Origin of the sequence: Photobacterium sp. CCB-ST2H9 (genome assembly GCF_023151555.2) — a bacterium.
Taxonomy (GTDB): Bacteria; Pseudomonadota; Gammaproteobacteria; order Enterobacterales; family Vibrionaceae; genus Photobacterium.
This window is the reverse complement of sequence record NZ_CP100425.1, coordinates 2,109,051-2,125,585: the sequence shown is the minus strand read 5'-3', so window position 1 is coordinate 2,125,585 and position 16,535 is coordinate 2,109,051. Positions and strand designations below refer to the sequence as shown.

Here is a 16,535-nt window from a genome sequence, read left to right as displayed (position 1 = left end):
AGTGATAAATTGTGACGGTTCTTTGATGTGAGTACGGGTGAATAAGCTGTCGGAAGGCCGCCGTGAAAATGAGATTTTTATGTTGTACAAAACTTAAGCGAAGCATCGTTGCACATTTCTGTTCGTACAAATTTTGTGCGTTATTTTTCAAATTGTGTCTTTCTGTTACTTGTTATTGTTGCTCATGTGAATAATAATGATTATCAATTTTAGCCTTAATTGTTTTTAAACTGATCAAGGACGACATGTCACAATGAAAAAGACGTTTGCCCTTTCTTTACTCGCAGCTTCAGTGCTGGCGACAGGTCATGCACAGGCGGCCACCAAGCAAGACGTTGTTCAACACTATGCAGATATTGCTTTTAACGTATTCAGCGATGCGCAATCGACAGCGCGCAACCTGGACCAGGCGATTGATGCTCTGATTGCAAACCCATCTGAAAAGACGCTGGCCGAGGCAAAAGCTGCCTGGAAACTGGCGCGTATCCCTTATCAGCAATCTGAGGTTTTCCGTTTCGGTAACGCCGTTGTGGATGACTGGGAAGGCCAGCTGAACGCATGGCCACTTGATGAAGGCCTGATCGACTATGTCGCACAGGGTTACCATCATGAGCTGGGTAATGAAGGCGCAACGGCAAATATCATTGCAAATGAACAGATTCAGGTTGGCAATGTGACCATCAATGCGTCACAAATTACGCCGGAGCTGCTGGCAGACATGAATGAAATTGGTGGTTCTGAAGCGAATGTCGCAACCGGATACCACGCAATTGAGTTCCTGCTGTGGGGACAGGATCTGAATGGCACCAATGCGGGTGCAGGTGAACGTGCTTACACCGACTTTATCAGCGGTGAGGGTTGTACTCACGGCAATTGTGACCGTCGCCGGACTTACCTGAAATCCGCTTCTCAGCTGCTGCTGACGGATCTGGGCTGGATGACCAAGCAATGGTCGGCAACAGAGAAAGGCAATTACCGCAGTGAGCTTTTGGCAGACAGCCCGGAAAACGGTCTGCGCAAAATGCTGTTCGGAATGGGATCTCTGTCGCTGGGCGAACTGGCCGGTGAGCGGATGAAAGTTGCGCTGGAAGCAAACTCGACTGAAGATGAGCACGATTGCTTCTCAGACAATACCCATAATTCTCATTTCTACGATGAGCAGGGTATCTACAACATCTACACCGGTACTTACAAGCGTGTTGATGGCAGCACCTTGTCCGGTCCGAGCATCCATGACCTGGTTGCTGAGAAAGATCCAAAAGCGGCGAAAGCCATCCACGCTGAATTTGACCAGACGCGTGCACAGGTTTATGCCCTGGTTGAATCAGCTGAGAAAAATAACCAGCATTTTGACCAGCTAATTGCAGCAGGCAACAAAGCCGGGAATAAGCTTGTGAATGACGCCATTATGGCACTGGTAAAACAGACGGCAGAAATTGAACGTGCCGCTGGTATTCTGGGTGTCACAAGCCTGAATCCGGATACTGCGGATCACCAGTTTTAATTCGTGATGACGTCAAAAAATTATAAATAAAGAGAAGGGCTCAGTTGAGCCCTTTTGTCGTCATTGTTCATCAGAAAAACTATGAAAAAATGTGAGTATCAACAATGAATTTGAGGACTTTTGCAGCCAGGATTGCTGTGCTTTCTCTGCCGCTGACGTTTCCGGCTTTTGCCCAGACCGCTGATGCCTTAACAACTGAATCTGCCCTGATGAAATCAGGTGGAGAGACCAGTGTGAATAAGGCCGGCGCGAACGCATTTTCAATGCCGGCGGCTAACCTGCCGTTGGTGAACCGTCTGGATTTCAGTGTCGGCAACAGTTTTTTCAGAAACCCATGGGTTCAGGCGCCTGCGACGACGGATGCCCGTGACGGTCTGGGGCCGTTGTTTAACACCAATGGCTGCCAGAATTGCCACATTAAAGATGGTCGCGGCCATCCGCCTGAAGCCGGTGACAAGAACAGTGTGTCTATGCTGGTGCGCCTGAGTATTCCGGCGATGACCCCGGAACAGAAGAAATCCCTGATTATGGATGGCGTGGTGCCTGATCCGGTTTACGGCGGACAACTTCAGGACTTTGCACTGCCGGATGCCAAACCGGAAGGGCAGGTGAAGGTGATTTACACCGATGTTCCGGTGATTTTTGCTGACGGTGAAGTGGTGACTCTGCGCAAGCCGAAGCTGGCCATCACCGATTTAAATTTTGGTGAGATGCACCCGGATATCATGATGTCTGCCCGTGTCGCACCACCGATGATCGGACTGGGATTGCTGGAGCAGATTCCTGAGCAGACGCTGGAATCTCTGGCAGCAGCACAGCTGAAAGAAGATCAAGGCGTCTCCGGCCGGTTGAACCGTGTCTGGGATGTTGAGAAACAACAGACCGTTGCAGGCCGTTTTGGGTGGAAAGCCGGTCAGCCAACCCTGAAACAGCAGGATGCCGGTGCTTTCAACGGGGATATGGGGCTGACCAGCAGTCTCTTCCCGGTTGAAAATTGCACCAGCGGACAAACCGCCTGCCAGACGTTACCAAACGGTGGCGAACCGGAAGTCAGTGATAAGATTCTGAACTTTGTTGAGTTTTATTCCCGCCATCTGGGTGTGCCGGTCCGACGCAATCTGGCCGACCCTCAGGTGCAGCGCGGTGAGCACCTGTTTGCGGAGAGTGGTTGTGGTTCCTGCCACCAGAGTCAGCTGAAGACTGCGAAAGTAGACAGCCTGCCTGCACTTTCAGAGCAAACCATTCATCCGTATACAGACTTACTGCTGCATGATATGGGCGAAGGACTGGCGGATCACCGGGAGGAGTTCCTGGCGAATGGCCGTGAATGGCGTACCGCACCGCTGTGGGGCATTGGTTACACAGAAGAAGTGAACGGTCACACTTATTTCCTGCATGACGGCCGTGCGCGGAACATGATGGAAGCTGTCCTCTGGCATGGCGGAGAAGCCGAGCGAAGCCGTGCGCAGGTTCTGCAAATGAACAAACAAGATCGTGAAGCGCTGATGGCCTTCCTGCACTCACTGTAAGGACAATCGCATGAAAAAATCGATAATTGCGCTCAGTCTGCTGCCAGTCCTTTCCGGGCTGGCTGGGTGTAACGACAAACAAGCCTCAGTGACAGCGGCGATTCACCAGCAACATCAGCAAGCGGCGGCTGCAGTTTATGCCGCCTCTAAAGGGCTTGAAAGTGCCGTGACAACGATGTGTGCCTCACCTTCAGAAGAGACGCTTGAGGCCAGCCGCTTTGCATGGCAGACGCTGATGCAGGACTGGATGGTCTTGCAGGGGCGGGAAAAAGGCAGTGAAGAGGCATTGTCTCTGTCCTGGCAGATTCAGTTCTGGCCGGACAAAAAAGACATCACGGGCCGTAAAATGGAGCAGTTGCTGGCACAGCAGAAAAACTGGACTGCCCGTGAACTGGCGGATCAAAGCGTGGCTGTGCAGGGTGTCGGCGCGATGGAATGGCTGCTGTATGGCAACCCGGAGCGTTTGAACCAGCCTTACGGCTGTGAGCTTGCCACAGCGATTGGCCAACGGCTGATGCAAAGCGGTGACGCGCTGGAACGTGCCTGGAAGGACAACCCGTGGCAGGCAATGACGCCGCAACTGGCGTTGGGGGAATATTTAGGCGCCCTGACAAACCAGCTTGATTTTGCTATGAAGAAACTGACGCTGCCGATGGGGAAACCGGGTCATCCGCGTCCATACCAGGCGGAATCGTGGCGCTCTCAGACCTCACTGGCCAACCTGAAGGCGAATGTTCAAGCCATGCAGGCGCTGTACCTTGCCGAAGGCAATGGTCTGGATGCATTGCTGCGTGCGAAAGGCGAAACAGCGATGGCTGAACGGCTGACGGACAAATTCAGGAATGTCCTGGCAGACTGGCCACAGAGTCCGGGTATGGGGGCGATGCTGAAATCAAAGGACGGATATCGTGAGCTGATCAGTCTTTACAATGATCTGGAGTCCATCCGTTTCACGCTTCATGATGAAGTCTCGCAGGCGTTGGGAATTGTAGTAGGGTTTAATGCAACCGATGGTGACTGATTTAACACGACGTGCGCTTCTGAAAAAAGCGCTTGGTACGGCGATTCTGCTGCCGACGGCTGGCGTGCTGTCGGCCTGTGTTTCAGCAGAAGCTGATGAAAGTCTGTCTGTGGCACAAGGTGATCGCATTATTGGCTGCAGCCGGACACCAGACGGCCGGTTTGCGGTGGTCGTGGCTGACACGCACGGCCGACCGCTGCATCAGATTGCTTTGCCGGAGCGCGGGCATGGCGTTGCCATTCAGCCGGGCGGTGAGCTGGCGGTTGCGTTTGCAAGGCGTCCTGGCAGCTATATGCAGGCTTTCAATCCCAACACCGGCGTGGCATTACCACTGCGACGCGCGGATCAAGGCCGGCATTACTATGGCCACGGGGCGTTTTCGGCGGATGGCCGCTATCTGTTTACCACTGAAGGGATCAGCGCAACCAGTGAGGGCGTCATCGGTGTTTACGATGCCTCAGCCGGTTTAAAGAAAGTCGCGGAATACACGGGGTTTGGCATCGGACCGCATGAGGTGGTGCTTGCTGACGCTCATACTCTGGCTGTTGGTGTCGGTGGTGTGCATACCCATGGACGTGAACCGCTGAATCTGGAGACCATGCAACCGGCGCTGGTGTATCTGGATATCCGAACCGGGGAAGTGCTGGAAAAAGCGGTTCTGGCGGATAAGCGGCTCAGCATCCGGCATCTGTCTGTGACGGATACCGGTGAAATTGCCTGCGGACAACAATACCGGGGCCTGCCAGAACAGGCTGCGCCGCTGGTTCATCTTCACCGTCGTGGCGGGGCTCTCCGGCCCTTACTGGCTGAAGACGAGGAATGGCTGCATTTCAATCACTACATCGCCAGCATTGCCAGTCTGGACGGTTATCTGCTGGCGACCTCGCCACGCGGAAACTGTTACGGGATCTGGCACGAAGCCAGTGGTGAGCTGGTCGATTTGCGACCGCTCACGGACGCATCCGGTGTCGCTGTCAGCGAGGGACAATGGGTGGTGGGCTCCGGGGCCGGTAAGATCCTGACCCGTGGCCCTGAAAATGCCGGGCAGATTGCTCAGTCTGCTGTGATGTGGGATAACCACTGGAATCTGCTGCTCAGTTGAAACTTTGAAACAACTGACCCTCCGCACTTCTCGCTACTTTTATTAACAGAACGAAACAGTTTTGACTTACCGCTTGCTTCAGGCGGTAAGTGTTTCGCTTTGCCATAATAATAATGTCGGAATCGGAGAGCACACATGACGAGGCTAGGTCGTTTTGGGCTTCTTCTGCTCGTGGGCAGCGTTTCACTCCCTCTGCAGTCCCGGGAAAGTCAGCAGACAGATCCGGGTGAGCCTGCTGATGGTATGGTTGTGGCAACGGTAGCCTCCGTTGCTGAGCAGGCAGTGTCTGCAGATCCTGCCATTCCTCCAGCCGTGCCGGCTGAGGCAGAACCAGCACTCACTCCGGAACAGATTCAGGCTGAGGCTCAGGCCGCAGAACTGGCGAAAGTCCGCCAGAAGTCGCTTGCCTGGGTGAACGAAGTCTCCGGCCAGCTGCCCGGGTTGCGGTACCGGGAGCAACTGGCTCAGGTCTACCATGGTCTGGGTTATGTCCCGCTCTGGCAGGACAGCTTTACGGTCACCGAGTTTGAAAAGCAGCTCTGGTTTCTCACGCTAGCGCAGGTCAGTCCGGATTTTGAGCACCGGCTACGTCAGCTCAGGCACCTCAAACAGACAAACGACTGGCGGCAATACGATTTGCTGGCAACAGACACTTTGCTGGCTTATCTGAGTTTCATCGAAAACGTACGTGACAGCCGCACGCACTGGCTGTTTGGTGAAACGGTCCCACCCCAAATTCCTGCTCCGTCTGAACAGACCATGACCACGCTGATGAGCATCCTCGAGCGTGATCAGCTGAATGCTTTCGTGCTGTCTCTGAAGCCCGCCGGTAAACAATATCACCAGCTGATGCAGGCTATACGCCGGATGGAAAGTCTGGCTGAGCAGCCCTGGCCCGTTTACAGTGAGCGGCGGATTATCCGGCTGGGTGCCCGGCTCAGGAACCCCGATGCTCTGATTACGATTCTGGAGTGTCTGGGAGATTTAACCCCGTATCAGGCCGAACAGCTCAGGGCATCAGGCAAGAAGCATTACAACGTGGATCTGGTGCAGGCGGTGAAACACTTTCAACTGCGCCACGGTCTGAAAGCGGACGGTGCCATCGGCCCTCAGACAAGTGCCTGGCTGGTTGTGACACCTCAACAGCGTATTCGTCTGCTGGCAATCAATGCACAACGCAGCAGAGCGTGGATGTCCGATTTTCCGTCCCAGCTGGTGGTGAATATTCCGGGATTTGCGCTGAAACTGCGGTTGGATAATCAGCAGGTCTTTGATGCCAGAGTGATTGTCGGTCAGCCCAAACGGCCGACTCCTGTGATGAGTTCACGCATCGCTTCCGTGGTCTTTAATCCGTACTGGAATGTACCCAATTCCATTCTGAGGAAGGACATACTCCCCAAAGTCCGTTACGACGAGGGTTATCTGTACCGTCATCACTATGATGTGCTGCGTGGCTGGAACAGTAACGAGAAGATTCCAATCAGCAGCATTAACTGGCGTTATGTCTCCGCCAAAAACTTCCCGTACCGCTTGCGCCAGCAACCCGGTGCGCACAATGCGCTGGGACGTTTCAAGTTCAATATCCCCAATAACAAGTCGATCTATCTGCACGATACGCCGTCTAAAAACCTGTTCAATAAAGATGTCCGGGCATTCAGCTCAGGTTGCATCCGTGTCCAGGGCGCCGACGAACTTGCCAAAATGCTGCTGACCTATGCCGGTGTCTCGGAAGAACGGTTTGCGCAGCTTGCGGGCAGACAATCGACCAGAACGATTGGTGTGAAACCCCGAATTGAAGTTCACCTTATCTATCAGACGGCCTGGGTGGATGAGCAGGGGCTGGTGAACTACCGGGATGATGTTTACCGTTATGATGACCAGAGCAAAAATTCACCAGACTCAGAAAAACTTGCATCCGTTTACAAAAACTAAATTCCTTATTCGTCAATAGGTAGTCAAAATTACGTCTTTTCAATGTCTGTTTTTTTGACATCTGTGCGTTGACTCAAAGAAAACACACGGCTATCTTGCTGTCGTTTACGGGCTTGCGCGCCTGTTTTTTGTTTGTGTTTTCCAGTTGAGTTTTTTCAGGATGTCAGAAGTAGATAATAAGCGTCGTCAGTTCCTGATCGCGAGCGGGCTGACCTTAGGCGCCCTGGCGTTGCCTCAGATTGCTGTGGCAAGCCCATACCGGGCCAAGAGCCCCCGAGAGCTGTATCTTTGCAACATTCACACCAAGGAAGAAGTGGAAACCCGCTACTTTGACGGGAAGTTCTACCTCGACCGTGAACTGAAACGCCTGAATCATATCTGCCGTGATTACCGTCAGAATGAAATCGCTCCGATGGATCGACGTCTGTTCGATGCACTTTCTCAGATTCGGGAAGAACTGGGACACAATGGCCAGGTTCGGATTATCTCTGGCTACCGCTCTGCCAAAACCAACCAGATGCTGCGAAACACGACCAAAGGTGTAGCGAAGAAAAGCTACCACATGACCGGTCAGGCGATCGATTTTAACCTTGAAGGGGTTTCACTGTCCCGAGTGCGCAGTGTGGCCCTGGATCTGAAACTGGGTGGGGTGGGCTATTATCCCCGCAGTGGTTTTGTCCATATTGATACCGGTCCGGTCCGTCGCTGGTAAATCAGACTGAAATCGCTTGCATTGTGTGGCATCCGGGATCGGATGAAGTGTGTTATGCTGACGCCGTTTTGGAACAGTTAGGACAAGTTTATGAGTCTGCAGTTTGAAATCGTGCCAGTGACCCCTTTCCAGCAGAATTGCTCCATTCTGTGGTGTGATCAGACGATGGAAGGTGTTGTCGTCGATCCCGGCGGCGATATCGAGCGTATCACTGCACGGATTGATGCATTAGGGATCCGGGTTGTAAAAATCGTACTGACCCATGGTCATCTGGATCATGTCGGCGGGACTGAGCCGCTGGCGCGTCAGCTGGATGTGCCGGTCTGGGGACCTCATCAGGACGATGCATTCTGGCTTGATGCCCTCCTGCAGCAATGTCAGATGTTCGGTTTCCCGCCGGTGACGCAATTTCAGCCGGATCGCTGGCTGGCGGAAGGGGACAGTATTGCTTTCGGCCAACAGAAACTGGACGTGTACCACACGCCGGGTCATACGCCGGGTCACGTGGTTCTGCACAGCACGGAAGCACAGCTCGCGGCTGTCGGTGATGTGTTATTTAACGGCAGCATCGGCCGGACAGATTTTCCCCGCGGTGACCACAGAACACTGATTGCCTCAATCAAAAACAAACTGTGGCCATTGGGGAATGAAACCCGTTTTATTCCCGGACACGGCCCGATGTCTACCTTCGGTGAAGAACGTGCCAGCAATCCGCATGTCGCGGATCAAATGCCACTGTACTGATTCGCCTATCTGGACTGCGCCAGAAAACGACGGGCCAGCCCGATGAAATCATCGGCTGGTCTGTCGAGTAAATCTTCCGAAATAAAGAAATCAAACCCCATCAGTTCACGGTTGTAACGCATCCGGTTTGCCAGCATGGCAAGCAACCCTTTGTTTACTTTCCCGTTTTCGCCCACAAAGTGTTTATCATCGAACAGCATGTCTTCAATTTCATGGGGTGGACTGTCTGCACGCTTGTAAGCCATGATCAGCAGCCCGCGCTGTTCCATCAGAATCTGGCTGGCGATGCGGGGACAGATACTGTCCAGAAAGTCATCGTAATGCTTCAGCCGCACGCCAATCCAGGGTAAAGGCTGATACCAGCCCTCGTAGCCGACAGAAGCACGGCCAATCTCAGCCACATCCTGCCATTTGGTGATCCATCCCCCCTGCGGACTGTGATACTGAAGATGCATGAAAGTGAGCGTGAAACCCACAGGTGGCTGCCGGTTCAGCCGGATGCCAATCCCCAGCAGGCAGAGCAGCCCGAACAGGAGGAGGGCAACTGCAGCGCCATTGATGTCGGGAAAAAGAAAGACGGTCACGCCCAGACCCAGGATGGCCAGCAGGCTCAGCCAGATCAGGTAAGCACCGGGTTTGGGATGTCGGGGCAGAATATAGACCGTGTTCAAAATCACTCCGGGACAGCGCAAAAAATCAACAAGCTTACTTGAGTAAGTATGGCAAATTTACAGCAGATCCATCAGCACCTGTAACGTGCATTTCTGATGTCAAACCTTTGACAGCTTCATTTTGATTTACAGGGAGTTAGTGTGCATGAAATGTACTTTTTATGCCATAAATGGCATGTCCGTAAAAAAGATAAAAATGAGATCTTGTCGCTTAAAATCCCTTAAATCTGGCTTTTATCGTGCTTAAAATAGCCGTTTGCTGGCATTTCGTTGACATACTTGGTATAACACGCGCTACTTTTTTCCCGCTGGACATCCAAACTGGCGACTGAAAGTAGTACAACGGAGTAGGAAGTTAATGAGAATCTCTCACAAACGTAAAGTACAGCTGAAACTGCAAAAACGCATTAAAGCAGCCACTGCAGTTGCTCAAAAACCTGTCACCAAAGCAGCGGTGAAAAAGGCAGCCCCAGCTAAAGTGGCAGCGGCAAAGCCTCAGGTTGAAGAGAAGCAAGCGGCACCAGCGGCTCAAGTCGCTACCTCAGTCTCTCTGACACCAAAACAGCAACAGGTGCTGGATATCGTGGCTAAGAATGCTGAAGGCATTAACCCGAAAAGCATCGGCCTTGAAGCCGGTCAGGAAGACAGCAAAGCCGCTTCCTGGGCAACAGGTGCATTGAAAAAGCTGGTTGAAGAAAACCTCGTTGAGCGTCTTCAATTGGCTGGCAATAAAGTCGTATATAAAGCGCTATAATTGTCCTGTCCCGTTCCTGAGACGCTTCAGGAGCGGGTATCTTCATCTCTCTTCCTTTCAACTGTTTATCCTTTCTTTTTCTGTGTTCCCGTCTTTATTATTTCTGCCGTTGTTGGCTGATTTTATTGTGTAATTTCGTTTTGTTCTGACGAAGTAATGTGACTCTGCTATACCTTATATGAGGATCGGGTTATTCACGGATGCAGGCACTCACAGACGAGGTGATATGACGATGATCAGTGCTCGAGAGTTTTCAGAATGGCTCAGAAGCCGTTTTGCCGAGGATGAACAGGGTGTGTGCTTAACACGTGAGGATATTAACCAGCTGACAGGCCGCCAGAGCTTTTCACTGGGTTTTGTTCACGATATTCATTATGAGCTGATGCCATACGGCATGGCATTCGTGACAGACACGTCACGGGAAAATTTCTATCTCGTTCATATTTCGAAACGTTCCTGGCGTGAACAGCTGGAACAACAGTACGAACGGGAACTGTTCTGTAATGTGCTGCCTCTGGATAAATCGGGCTGACAGCATTCAGGCATCGCAGAATAACTTCAGGCATTGCAGAAGAATCAGGAACAAACCATCAGGACCAATATAAAGAAGGGGCGCACATGGCGCCCCTTCTGATATTCAGCCTGATTCAGGATGAATTACAGAACCGCAGCAATGCCTTTGCACAGCGGCATCATATTGTCTTTTGTCATTCCGGCGACGCTGATACGGCCGGAACCAACGATGTAGATGCCGAACTCTTCTTTCAGACGTGCAACCTGATCTTTATTCAGACCCGAGAAAGAGAACATGCCGTTCTGGCGCTCGATGAAGCTGAAGTCAGCATCAACGCCCAGATCTTTCAGCGTTTGTACAAACAGGGTACGCATTTCCTGAATACGATCGCGCATGTCTGCAACTTCCTGTTCCCATTCAGCACGAAGGGCAGTATCGTTCAGAATTTCAGTCACAACGGCAGCGCCGTGCGCTGGTGGGTTTGAGTAGATCACACGGGCAATGCTCTTCACCTGGCTGAACGCGGTGTCCGCAACGTCAGCAGATTTCGCAACCAGAGTGAACGCACCGACACGCTCGTTGTACAGACCGAAGTTCTTGGAGAATGAGCTGGCAATCAGAAGTTCAGTATTATGCTCGGCAAAAATACGCAGACCGGCTGCATCTTCTTCAACGCCTTTGGCGAAGCCCTGATAAGCAAAGTCAAACATCGGCAGCAGATTTTTCTCTGCGCACAGTTTTGCCAGGGTCAGCCACTGATCAGCATCCGGGTCGATACCGGTTGGGTTGTGGCAGCAGCCGTGCAGCAGAACAACATCGCCTGCTTTGGCATTTTCCAGCGAGCTCAGCATCGCGTCGAAATCCATGCTCTTGGTTTCGGCGCTGTAGTAAGTGTACTGTTCAGTCTGCAGACCAGCTGCGCCGAAAACACCAAAGTGGTTCGCCCAGGTCGGGTTACTGATCCACACGGTCACATCGCCCAACTGACGTTTGATAAACTCAGCTGCGACACGCAGTGCACCTGTACCACCTGGTGCTTGCGCGGTTTTCGCGCGTTTTTCAGAGATGATTGATGCGTTTTTGCCGAACAGCAGTTCCTGAACAGCCAGACCGTACTCAGCGGTACCCGGAATGCTCAGGTAAGATTTGGTAGTCTCTTTTTCCAGCAGGATTGCTTCAGCTTTTTTCACTGTCGCCAGAACCGGAGTATTACCGGATTCATCTTTGTAGATGCCCACGCCAAGGTTAATTTTTTCAGCGCGAGGGTCATTTTTGAATTCTTCAGTCAGGCCCAGGATTGGGTCGGCAGGTGCGGCAACGATTTTTTCAAACATTCGTGAATCATCCATGCTAGTCAGTGATACGGTGGACATGCCCGGAAAGACCACCAGCACATGATGGTCGTGTGAGTCTGATCGAAAATCTGTTGTCAGCAAAGAGATCAGACAACCAGAAATCCGGTATGGCTTTTGACATTCCGGTGCGATCAGGTTTCCAGGTTCGCTTCCATTGTAAAAGAAAATGAAACACAAACATCATCTATCGGAAAATATCACGTGATCTTGATCACGTTGCGTCTTTGCAATGGGCTCAAATATCCCGGTACGAAGCGAAATCAGATGGAATGAGGTTTGCGGTGACGCTGATGTGCCTTGATGAACTCCATGAAGGCTCTGTCAGCCAGCGACAGATAACCATTTTTACGCCAGGCAATCGCCAGATTCAGGTGAACCGGCTCACGGAAAGGAATGGCGGTCAGCCCCGGTTCGTGACGGGTCACCATTTTGAGCAGCGCGGAAACGGCAAACTCCTGACGGATAATGCTGAGTATCATTGGTAGCAGGTTGGTTTCAAATGCAATCTTTTGCTTCAGTTTGTGTTTCTGGCAAACCGAATCCAGATAGTCACGGTGAAAGTAGCCTTGCTTGAACATCACCAGTTCCTGACTGAAGAACTGCTCAAACGACACGGCGGGAAGCTGAGCAAATTCATGGTTCGGGCTCACGACGGCGACCATCTCTGAAGTCAGTAAGGGCTCAGCTTCCAGACTGTCGGGCAGGTCGGCACTGCGGATAACCCCTAAATCCAGCTCGCCGCTGAGCAGCATACTGCGGATGGACTGTGTGCCTGCTTCAACCAGCGTCAGTTTGAGGTTAGGGTAACGGGATTTAAATCCCATCAGAATCTCCGGGAAAAAGTAGGAGCCCAGCATACTCGGAACGCCCAGCCGGACTTCTCCTTTCTGGAGTCCTTTCAGTTCTGCCATGGCAATCCGCGCATCTTCCACCTGCTGCAAAATCAGCCGGGCATGCTGGATCAATACCTCGCCCTCATGTGTGAGGGCGATTTGCCGGTCGCTGCGATGAAACAGCGGCATCTCCAATTGCTGTTCAAGCTTTTTCATCGCGATGCTCAGGGCAGGTTGTGCGATATGGAGTTTTGATGCAGCACGGGTGAAACTGCCGCATTCAGCAATGGTAATAAAGTAGGTTAACTGTCGGACGTCCATGGCTTGCAAACTCATCCATTAATAAAATATATGGAGACAATATTTTTAATATATTTTCACTATCACATGGAAATTGCTACCGTCTGCGTATCTTTTTATTGTGTGGTCGCTGTTTATGATAGAAACCCATAGTGCTGCGTATCGTCGTGCCAGTTTTGCGCTGGCACTGGGTTCATTTCTGGTGTTTTGTAATCTTTACCTGTTTCAACCCATGTTACCTGTGATGACCGAGGCTTTTTCGGCGAGTGCGACCCGGGTGAACTGGCTGCTGGCTGCGGGGACACTGGCTCTGGCCCTGACTTTGGTGCCCTGGGCTGTCAGCTCTGAAATGATTGGCCGGCGTCGCGTGATGCTGCTGAGCCTGTTTCTGCTCCCGCTGGTGGGCGGGATCATGCTGTTTGCCAACAGCCTGTTGATGCTCAGCTTAGCGAGAGCACTGATGGGAGCTTCACTGGCGGGGTTTGCTGCTGTCGCAGTGGCTTATATGGCCGAGGAGTTCTCGCCGAAAGCGCTGTCGCTGGCGGTTGGCGGTTATATCAGTGCGAACTCTTTAGGCGGCATTGCCGGTCGCCTGTTCGGCGGTTTCGCCTCTGATGCCTGGGGCTGGCAGGGTGCTGTTGCAGGCATGGCGGTCCTGAGCCTGATTGGTGCCGTTGTGGTCGCGCGACTGTTACCCCCGCAACAGTATTTCACACCACAGCGCGGGCAACTGCGTCATCACACCAAGCATGTGATCCGACATGTGCAGCAGCCTGTGTTATGGATACCCATGCTGATCGGCGGGATCAATTTTGCTTTATTTGTGAATCTGTATACCGTCATGGGATTCAGACTGGTGTCTCCGCCGTATAATTTACCCGTCAGTTGGGCTTCGATGATTTTTCTGTGTTACCTGAGCGGCACTCTGACTGCAAAACTGAGCGGTCGCTGGAGTCTTCGGTATAAGCCGCTCAATGGCATGGTACTTGGTACGACCATCAGCGTACTGGGTATGTGGGTTGCAGCGCTGGATTCACTGTCTGCCATGCTGGCCGGCTTATTGCTGATCAGCTCCGGCGCCTTTTTCACCCATTCTCTGGCCTATGCCTGGGTAAGTCAGAAAGCCAGAACTGCCAAAGCCACCGCGACGGCACTCTATCTGGTGCATTATTACCTCGGAGGCAGCCTCGGCGGGTTTTATCTGATTACCTGCTGGCAACACTGGGGATGGCACGGTGTGCTGGCGGGTGGAAGCGGGCTTTATCTGCTGCTTTACGGCCTGTGCTGGAAACTGGGCAATCTGGCCCCGATGTCGGAAACGACTGTTTCCAATGCCTCGTCCTGATAATTCCTCTGTTCAACTTGTTGAAATTCAAAGCGCTCCTGTGTGACGGGGCGCTTTGATTGGTTCCAGCGCACTCATTTTGTTCGACTCCTCCATGCAACTTTGCGCTTATCCGCAAAGATGGCATCCGAAATGCTGCTCATATTTCGCTATCATGATGGCCCAAAATGGAACGTATCTTTCTGCCGCTGAGAGAAAAGTGAATCTTTCAGTGAACACGAGCCTTACGACTGAATTTTTAAACCATCAATAAGGCTCACCAAGTGTGGTTATGCCTGGCTGGGGTGAGTCATATCATTCGTTATGATTCTCAGGCCAAATGACACAATTGGTAGGGAGCAGGAAGTAAGTCTGGTAAAATCCCAGTCTTCCAGTAATCACGTTGATAGCACTGGATTGACCTAAGATTAGGAACTATTTTGACCAATAATGATATTTTATGCTCTGTACGTTATACATTTGATTTACAAGATAATGTAATGACTGAAATCTTCTCTCTAGCAGATCTCAATGTGACAGACGAACAAGTTGCCGGTTGGCTAAAGAATGAAGACGACGAATCATTTGTCAAACTTAGCGATACTGAGCTGGCAATATTTTTAAACGGTTTTATCAACTTTAAACGTGGCAAGCGAGAAGGTGAACAACCCAAGCCGGAAGCGCAATTGAGTAATAATATCGTATTCCAAAAGTTGCGCATTGCTTTGAATTTGAAAGCTGAAGATATTCTCGACATTCTGCAGCGTGTTGACATTCATTTAAGCAAGCATGAACTCAGTGCATTTTTCCGTAAATCTGAGAACAAACATTATAGAGAATGCAAAGACCAAGTTCTTCGAAATTTTTTGTTAGGTCTACAACATCAGCTACGCCCAAATGGGGAAGCATCAGAGTCATAACAAAATGCCATGAGGTAGACCGTCATAGTGAATATCTTCATCTGACTGTTTGACGGTGAAGTCATCGACTCTCGATGACTTTTTACTTCCATGAGTATTGATGTATTTTGCTTTAACATAAGGTCTACCGTTCTGCCGCAACGAAAGAGGATACGACCCCACTTGAGCCCTGATGGAAGTAGTGTGGGGCTTTCCCCTTTTAATCGATATGCTGTAAAAAGCTTCGTTACATGCAGATCGTCTGTTTGGAATACTGGGACAGACACCCTGAAAAGCTGATTTCAGAACCTGACAGATCTCAATAAATTCGACCTCAATACGCTGCACTCCTCTCGGCGCGTCAGGCGCGATTAGACACTGGTACGGAACACAGGGAGATTGCTATGAGTCAGTTCAATATGCATTTACCCGAGACAGGCACTCTCCACCCGCTTGTCGAACCAGAGTGGCTGGAGAAACATCTGGACGACCCTGACCTGCGCATTGTGGATGCTACGGTGCAAGTTAAACTCTGACCATTTCCGCGTATCAGAAGCGGGAGGCGTGAGTTTAAGCGAAGCCACATTCCAGGCGCAACATTTGCTGATCTCCTGAAAATATCGGATCCCCAACGGTCTTCCTACACGTTTACGATGCCAACCGCGGAATGGTTCGCCGACCACATGGGCCGGCTAGGTATCGGGAAGGGCACTCGTGTCGTGCTTTACGATGCGCTATCGTCCGGCTGAAGAGTTACGTAAGCTGTTTCTGCCAATATTGGCGGCCGAGCGCGTGATTACCTATTGTGGCGGTGGGATTGCCTCTTCGAGCGATGCGTTTATCCTTCACTTGCTGGGGCATCAGAACGTGGCCGATTATGACGGGGGCTCATCGAGTGGCGGTCCGGGAGTAACGGCGGCTCTCTTAGAGTGTGAAGGTATTCAAGTTTGCAGCCAGCATATAATAGCGAACCTGAAGGCTGAACGGGAACGACATTGTTAACAAACAGCCGTTGTTAACGTCTTATCCTGAGAACCCCCTCCTAACTTGATGAAATTCATAGCGCTCCTGTGTGACGGGGCGCTTTGATTGGTTCCAGCACACGCATTTAGATTGACGCCTCAATGCAACTTTGCGCTTACCCGCAAAGATGCGACTTGAAATGCATCAATTCATGAAACGGTGCACATACATCTTTATCATCTCTGCGGTATTGCTTGGTTCGGAAGGCGCTGTAGCAGATGAATTTCGCTGCGAGTCGCTATGGCATGAATCGATAGGGTTAGACGTATCAACTTTTATCAATCGTGGAGTTCTTATGAAGAAGTTTTTTTGGTTTTG

The 16,535-nt window shown here is 51.4% G+C and carries 16 protein-coding genes; 13 read left to right on the top strand and 3 right to left on the bottom strand.

Annotated elements, in window-relative coordinates; translation table 11 throughout:
- Positions 1-253 precede the first annotated feature (253 nt).
- From L4174_RS09960 to L4174_RS09930, 7 genes are all read left to right on the top strand, one after another.
- Positions 254-1,504: an imelysin family protein gene (locus L4174_RS09960; RefSeq protein WP_248140613.1), complete on the top strand. Its 1,251-nt coding sequence runs from the start codon at positions 254-256 to the stop codon at positions 1,502-1,504.
- 104 nt (positions 1,505-1,608) lie between these two features.
- Positions 1,609-3,033: a di-heme oxidoredictase family protein gene (locus tag L4174_RS09955; RefSeq protein WP_371929334.1), complete on the top strand. Its 1,425-nt coding sequence runs from the start codon at positions 1,609-1,611 to the stop codon at positions 3,031-3,033.
- Between the two features lie 10 nt (positions 3,034-3,043).
- The gene (locus L4174_RS09950) at positions 3,044-4,054 is read left to right on the top strand and encodes an imelysin family protein (protein WP_248140612.1); all 1,011 of its coding nucleotides are present in this window, start codon (positions 3,044-3,046) and stop codon (positions 4,052-4,054) included.
- On the top strand, positions 4,035-5,156 hold the full coding sequence (locus L4174_RS09945) for a DUF1513 domain-containing protein (protein WP_248140611.1): 1,122 nt from the start codon (positions 4,035-4,037) through the stop codon (positions 5,154-5,156). Before L4174_RS09950 ends, L4174_RS09945 begins: the two co-directional genes overlap by 20 nt.
- Positions 5,157-5,291: 135 nt before the next feature.
- A complete protein-coding gene (locus tag L4174_RS09940) occupies positions 5,292-7,088 on the top strand; it encodes a murein L,D-transpeptidase (protein WP_248140610.1) in 1,797 nt (598 codons plus the stop codon).
- A 160-nt stretch (positions 7,089-7,248) separates the two neighbouring features.
- Complete coding sequence (locus L4174_RS09935) at positions 7,249-7,800, top strand: YcbK family protein (RefSeq protein WP_248140609.1); 552 nt, start codon at positions 7,249-7,251, stop codon at positions 7,798-7,800.
- 90 nt (positions 7,801-7,890) lie between these two features.
- Entirely contained in the window at positions 7,891-8,544 is a 654-nt protein-coding gene (locus L4174_RS09930; protein WP_248140608.1) for an MBL fold metallo-hydrolase, read from the top strand.
- Between the two features lie 5 nt (positions 8,545-8,549).
- On the opposite strand, the gene L4174_RS09925 is transcribed toward L4174_RS09930, so the two are convergent.
- On the bottom strand, positions 8,550-9,221 hold the full coding sequence (locus L4174_RS09925; protein WP_248140607.1) for a DUF2982 domain-containing protein: 672 nt from the start codon (positions 9,219-9,221) through the stop codon (positions 8,550-8,552).
- A gap of 352 nt (positions 9,222-9,573) precedes the next feature.
- On the opposite strand from L4174_RS09925, the gene L4174_RS09920 reads away from it, so the two are divergent.
- Entirely contained in the window at positions 9,574-9,969 is a 396-nt protein-coding gene (locus L4174_RS09920; RefSeq protein ID WP_248140606.1) for a MarR family transcriptional regulator, read from the top strand.
- A 226-nt stretch (positions 9,970-10,195) separates the two neighbouring features.
- A complete protein-coding gene (locus tag L4174_RS09915; protein WP_036751706.1) occupies positions 10,196-10,501 on the top strand; it encodes a hypothetical protein in 306 nt (101 codons plus the stop codon).
- A 125-nt stretch (positions 10,502-10,626) separates the two neighbouring features.
- Here the strand turns inward: L4174_RS09915 and L4174_RS09910 are convergent, their stop codons facing one another.
- Together L4174_RS09910 and L4174_RS09905 are read right to left on the bottom strand one after the other, a co-directional pair.
- Positions 10,627-11,817 carry an amino acid aminotransferase gene (locus L4174_RS09910; protein ID WP_248140605.1) on the bottom strand — a complete coding sequence of 397 codons (1,191 nt, stop codon included), beginning with the start codon at positions 11,815-11,817 and terminating at the stop codon, positions 10,627-10,629.
- Between the two features lie 281 nt (positions 11,818-12,098).
- Complete coding sequence (locus L4174_RS09905) at positions 12,099-12,992, bottom strand: LysR family transcriptional regulator (RefSeq protein ID WP_248140604.1); 894 nt, start codon at positions 12,990-12,992, stop codon at positions 12,099-12,101.
- Between the two features lie 115 nt (positions 12,993-13,107).
- Between L4174_RS09905 and L4174_RS09900 the strand changes: the two genes are divergently transcribed.
- The 4 genes from L4174_RS09900 (at position 13,108) to L4174_RS09890 (ending at position 16,196) form a co-directional block, all read left to right on the top strand.
- Positions 13,108-14,316 (top strand): MFS transporter, encoded by a 1,209-nt coding sequence (locus L4174_RS09900; RefSeq protein ID WP_248140603.1) that lies wholly within the window; start codon positions 13,108-13,110, stop codon positions 14,314-14,316.
- 419 nt (positions 14,317-14,735) lie between these two features.
- The gene (locus L4174_RS09895; protein WP_248140602.1) at positions 14,736-15,215 is read left to right on the top strand and encodes a DUF1456 family protein; all 480 of its coding nucleotides are present in this window, start codon (positions 14,736-14,738) and stop codon (positions 15,213-15,215) included.
- Between the two features lie 383 nt (positions 15,216-15,598).
- A complete protein-coding gene (locus tag L4174_RS24035) occupies positions 15,599-15,730 on the top strand; it encodes a hypothetical protein (RefSeq protein ID WP_256549286.1) in 132 nt (43 codons plus the stop codon).
- Positions 15,731-15,908: 178 nt separating this feature from the next.
- Positions 15,909-16,196: a rhodanese-like domain-containing protein gene (locus tag L4174_RS09890; protein WP_248140601.1), complete on the top strand. Its 288-nt coding sequence runs from the start codon at positions 15,909-15,911 to the stop codon at positions 16,194-16,196.
- Positions 16,197-16,535 lie beyond the last annotated feature (339 nt).

What these genes read in the sequence shown, in the direction of transcription:
- L4174_RS09915 (WP_036751706.1), top strand. Translation starts at nt 10,196, where the DNA reads ATGACGATGATCAGTGCTCGAGAGTTTTCAGAATGGCTCAGAAGCCGT.
- L4174_RS09935 (WP_248140609.1), top strand. Translation starts at nt 7,249, where the DNA reads ATGTCAGAAGTAGATAATAAGCGTCGTCAGTTCCTGATCGCGAGCGGG.
- L4174_RS09930 (WP_248140608.1), top strand. Translation starts at nt 7,891, where the DNA reads ATGAGTCTGCAGTTTGAAATCGTGCCAGTGACCCCTTTCCAGCAGAAT.
- L4174_RS09940 (WP_248140610.1), top strand. Translation starts at nt 5,292, where the DNA reads ATGACGAGGCTAGGTCGTTTTGGGCTTCTTCTGCTCGTGGGCAGCGTT.
- L4174_RS09910 (WP_248140605.1), bottom strand. Translation starts at nt 11,817, where the DNA reads ATGTTTGAAAAAATCGTTGCCGCACCTGCCGACCCAATCCTGGGCCTG.
- L4174_RS09955 (WP_371929334.1), top strand. Translation starts at nt 1,609, where the DNA reads ATGAATTTGAGGACTTTTGCAGCCAGGATTGCTGTGCTTTCTCTGCCG.
- L4174_RS09960 (WP_248140613.1), top strand. Translation starts at nt 254, where the DNA reads ATGAAAAAGACGTTTGCCCTTTCTTTACTCGCAGCTTCAGTGCTGGCG.
- L4174_RS24035 (WP_256549286.1), top strand. Translation starts at nt 15,599, where the DNA reads ATGAGTCAGTTCAATATGCATTTACCCGAGACAGGCACTCTCCACCCG.
- L4174_RS09950 (WP_248140612.1), top strand. Translation starts at nt 3,044, where the DNA reads ATGAAAAAATCGATAATTGCGCTCAGTCTGCTGCCAGTCCTTTCCGGG.
- L4174_RS09920 (WP_248140606.1), top strand. Translation starts at nt 9,574, where the DNA reads ATGAGAATCTCTCACAAACGTAAAGTACAGCTGAAACTGCAAAAACGC.
- L4174_RS09905 (WP_248140604.1), bottom strand. Translation starts at nt 12,992, where the DNA reads ATGGACGTCCGACAGTTAACCTACTTTATTACCATTGCTGAATGCGGC.
- L4174_RS09945 (WP_248140611.1), top strand. Translation starts at nt 4,035, where the DNA reads ATGCAACCGATGGTGACTGATTTAACACGACGTGCGCTTCTGAAAAAA.
- L4174_RS09900 (WP_248140603.1), top strand. Translation starts at nt 13,108, where the DNA reads ATGATAGAAACCCATAGTGCTGCGTATCGTCGTGCCAGTTTTGCGCTG.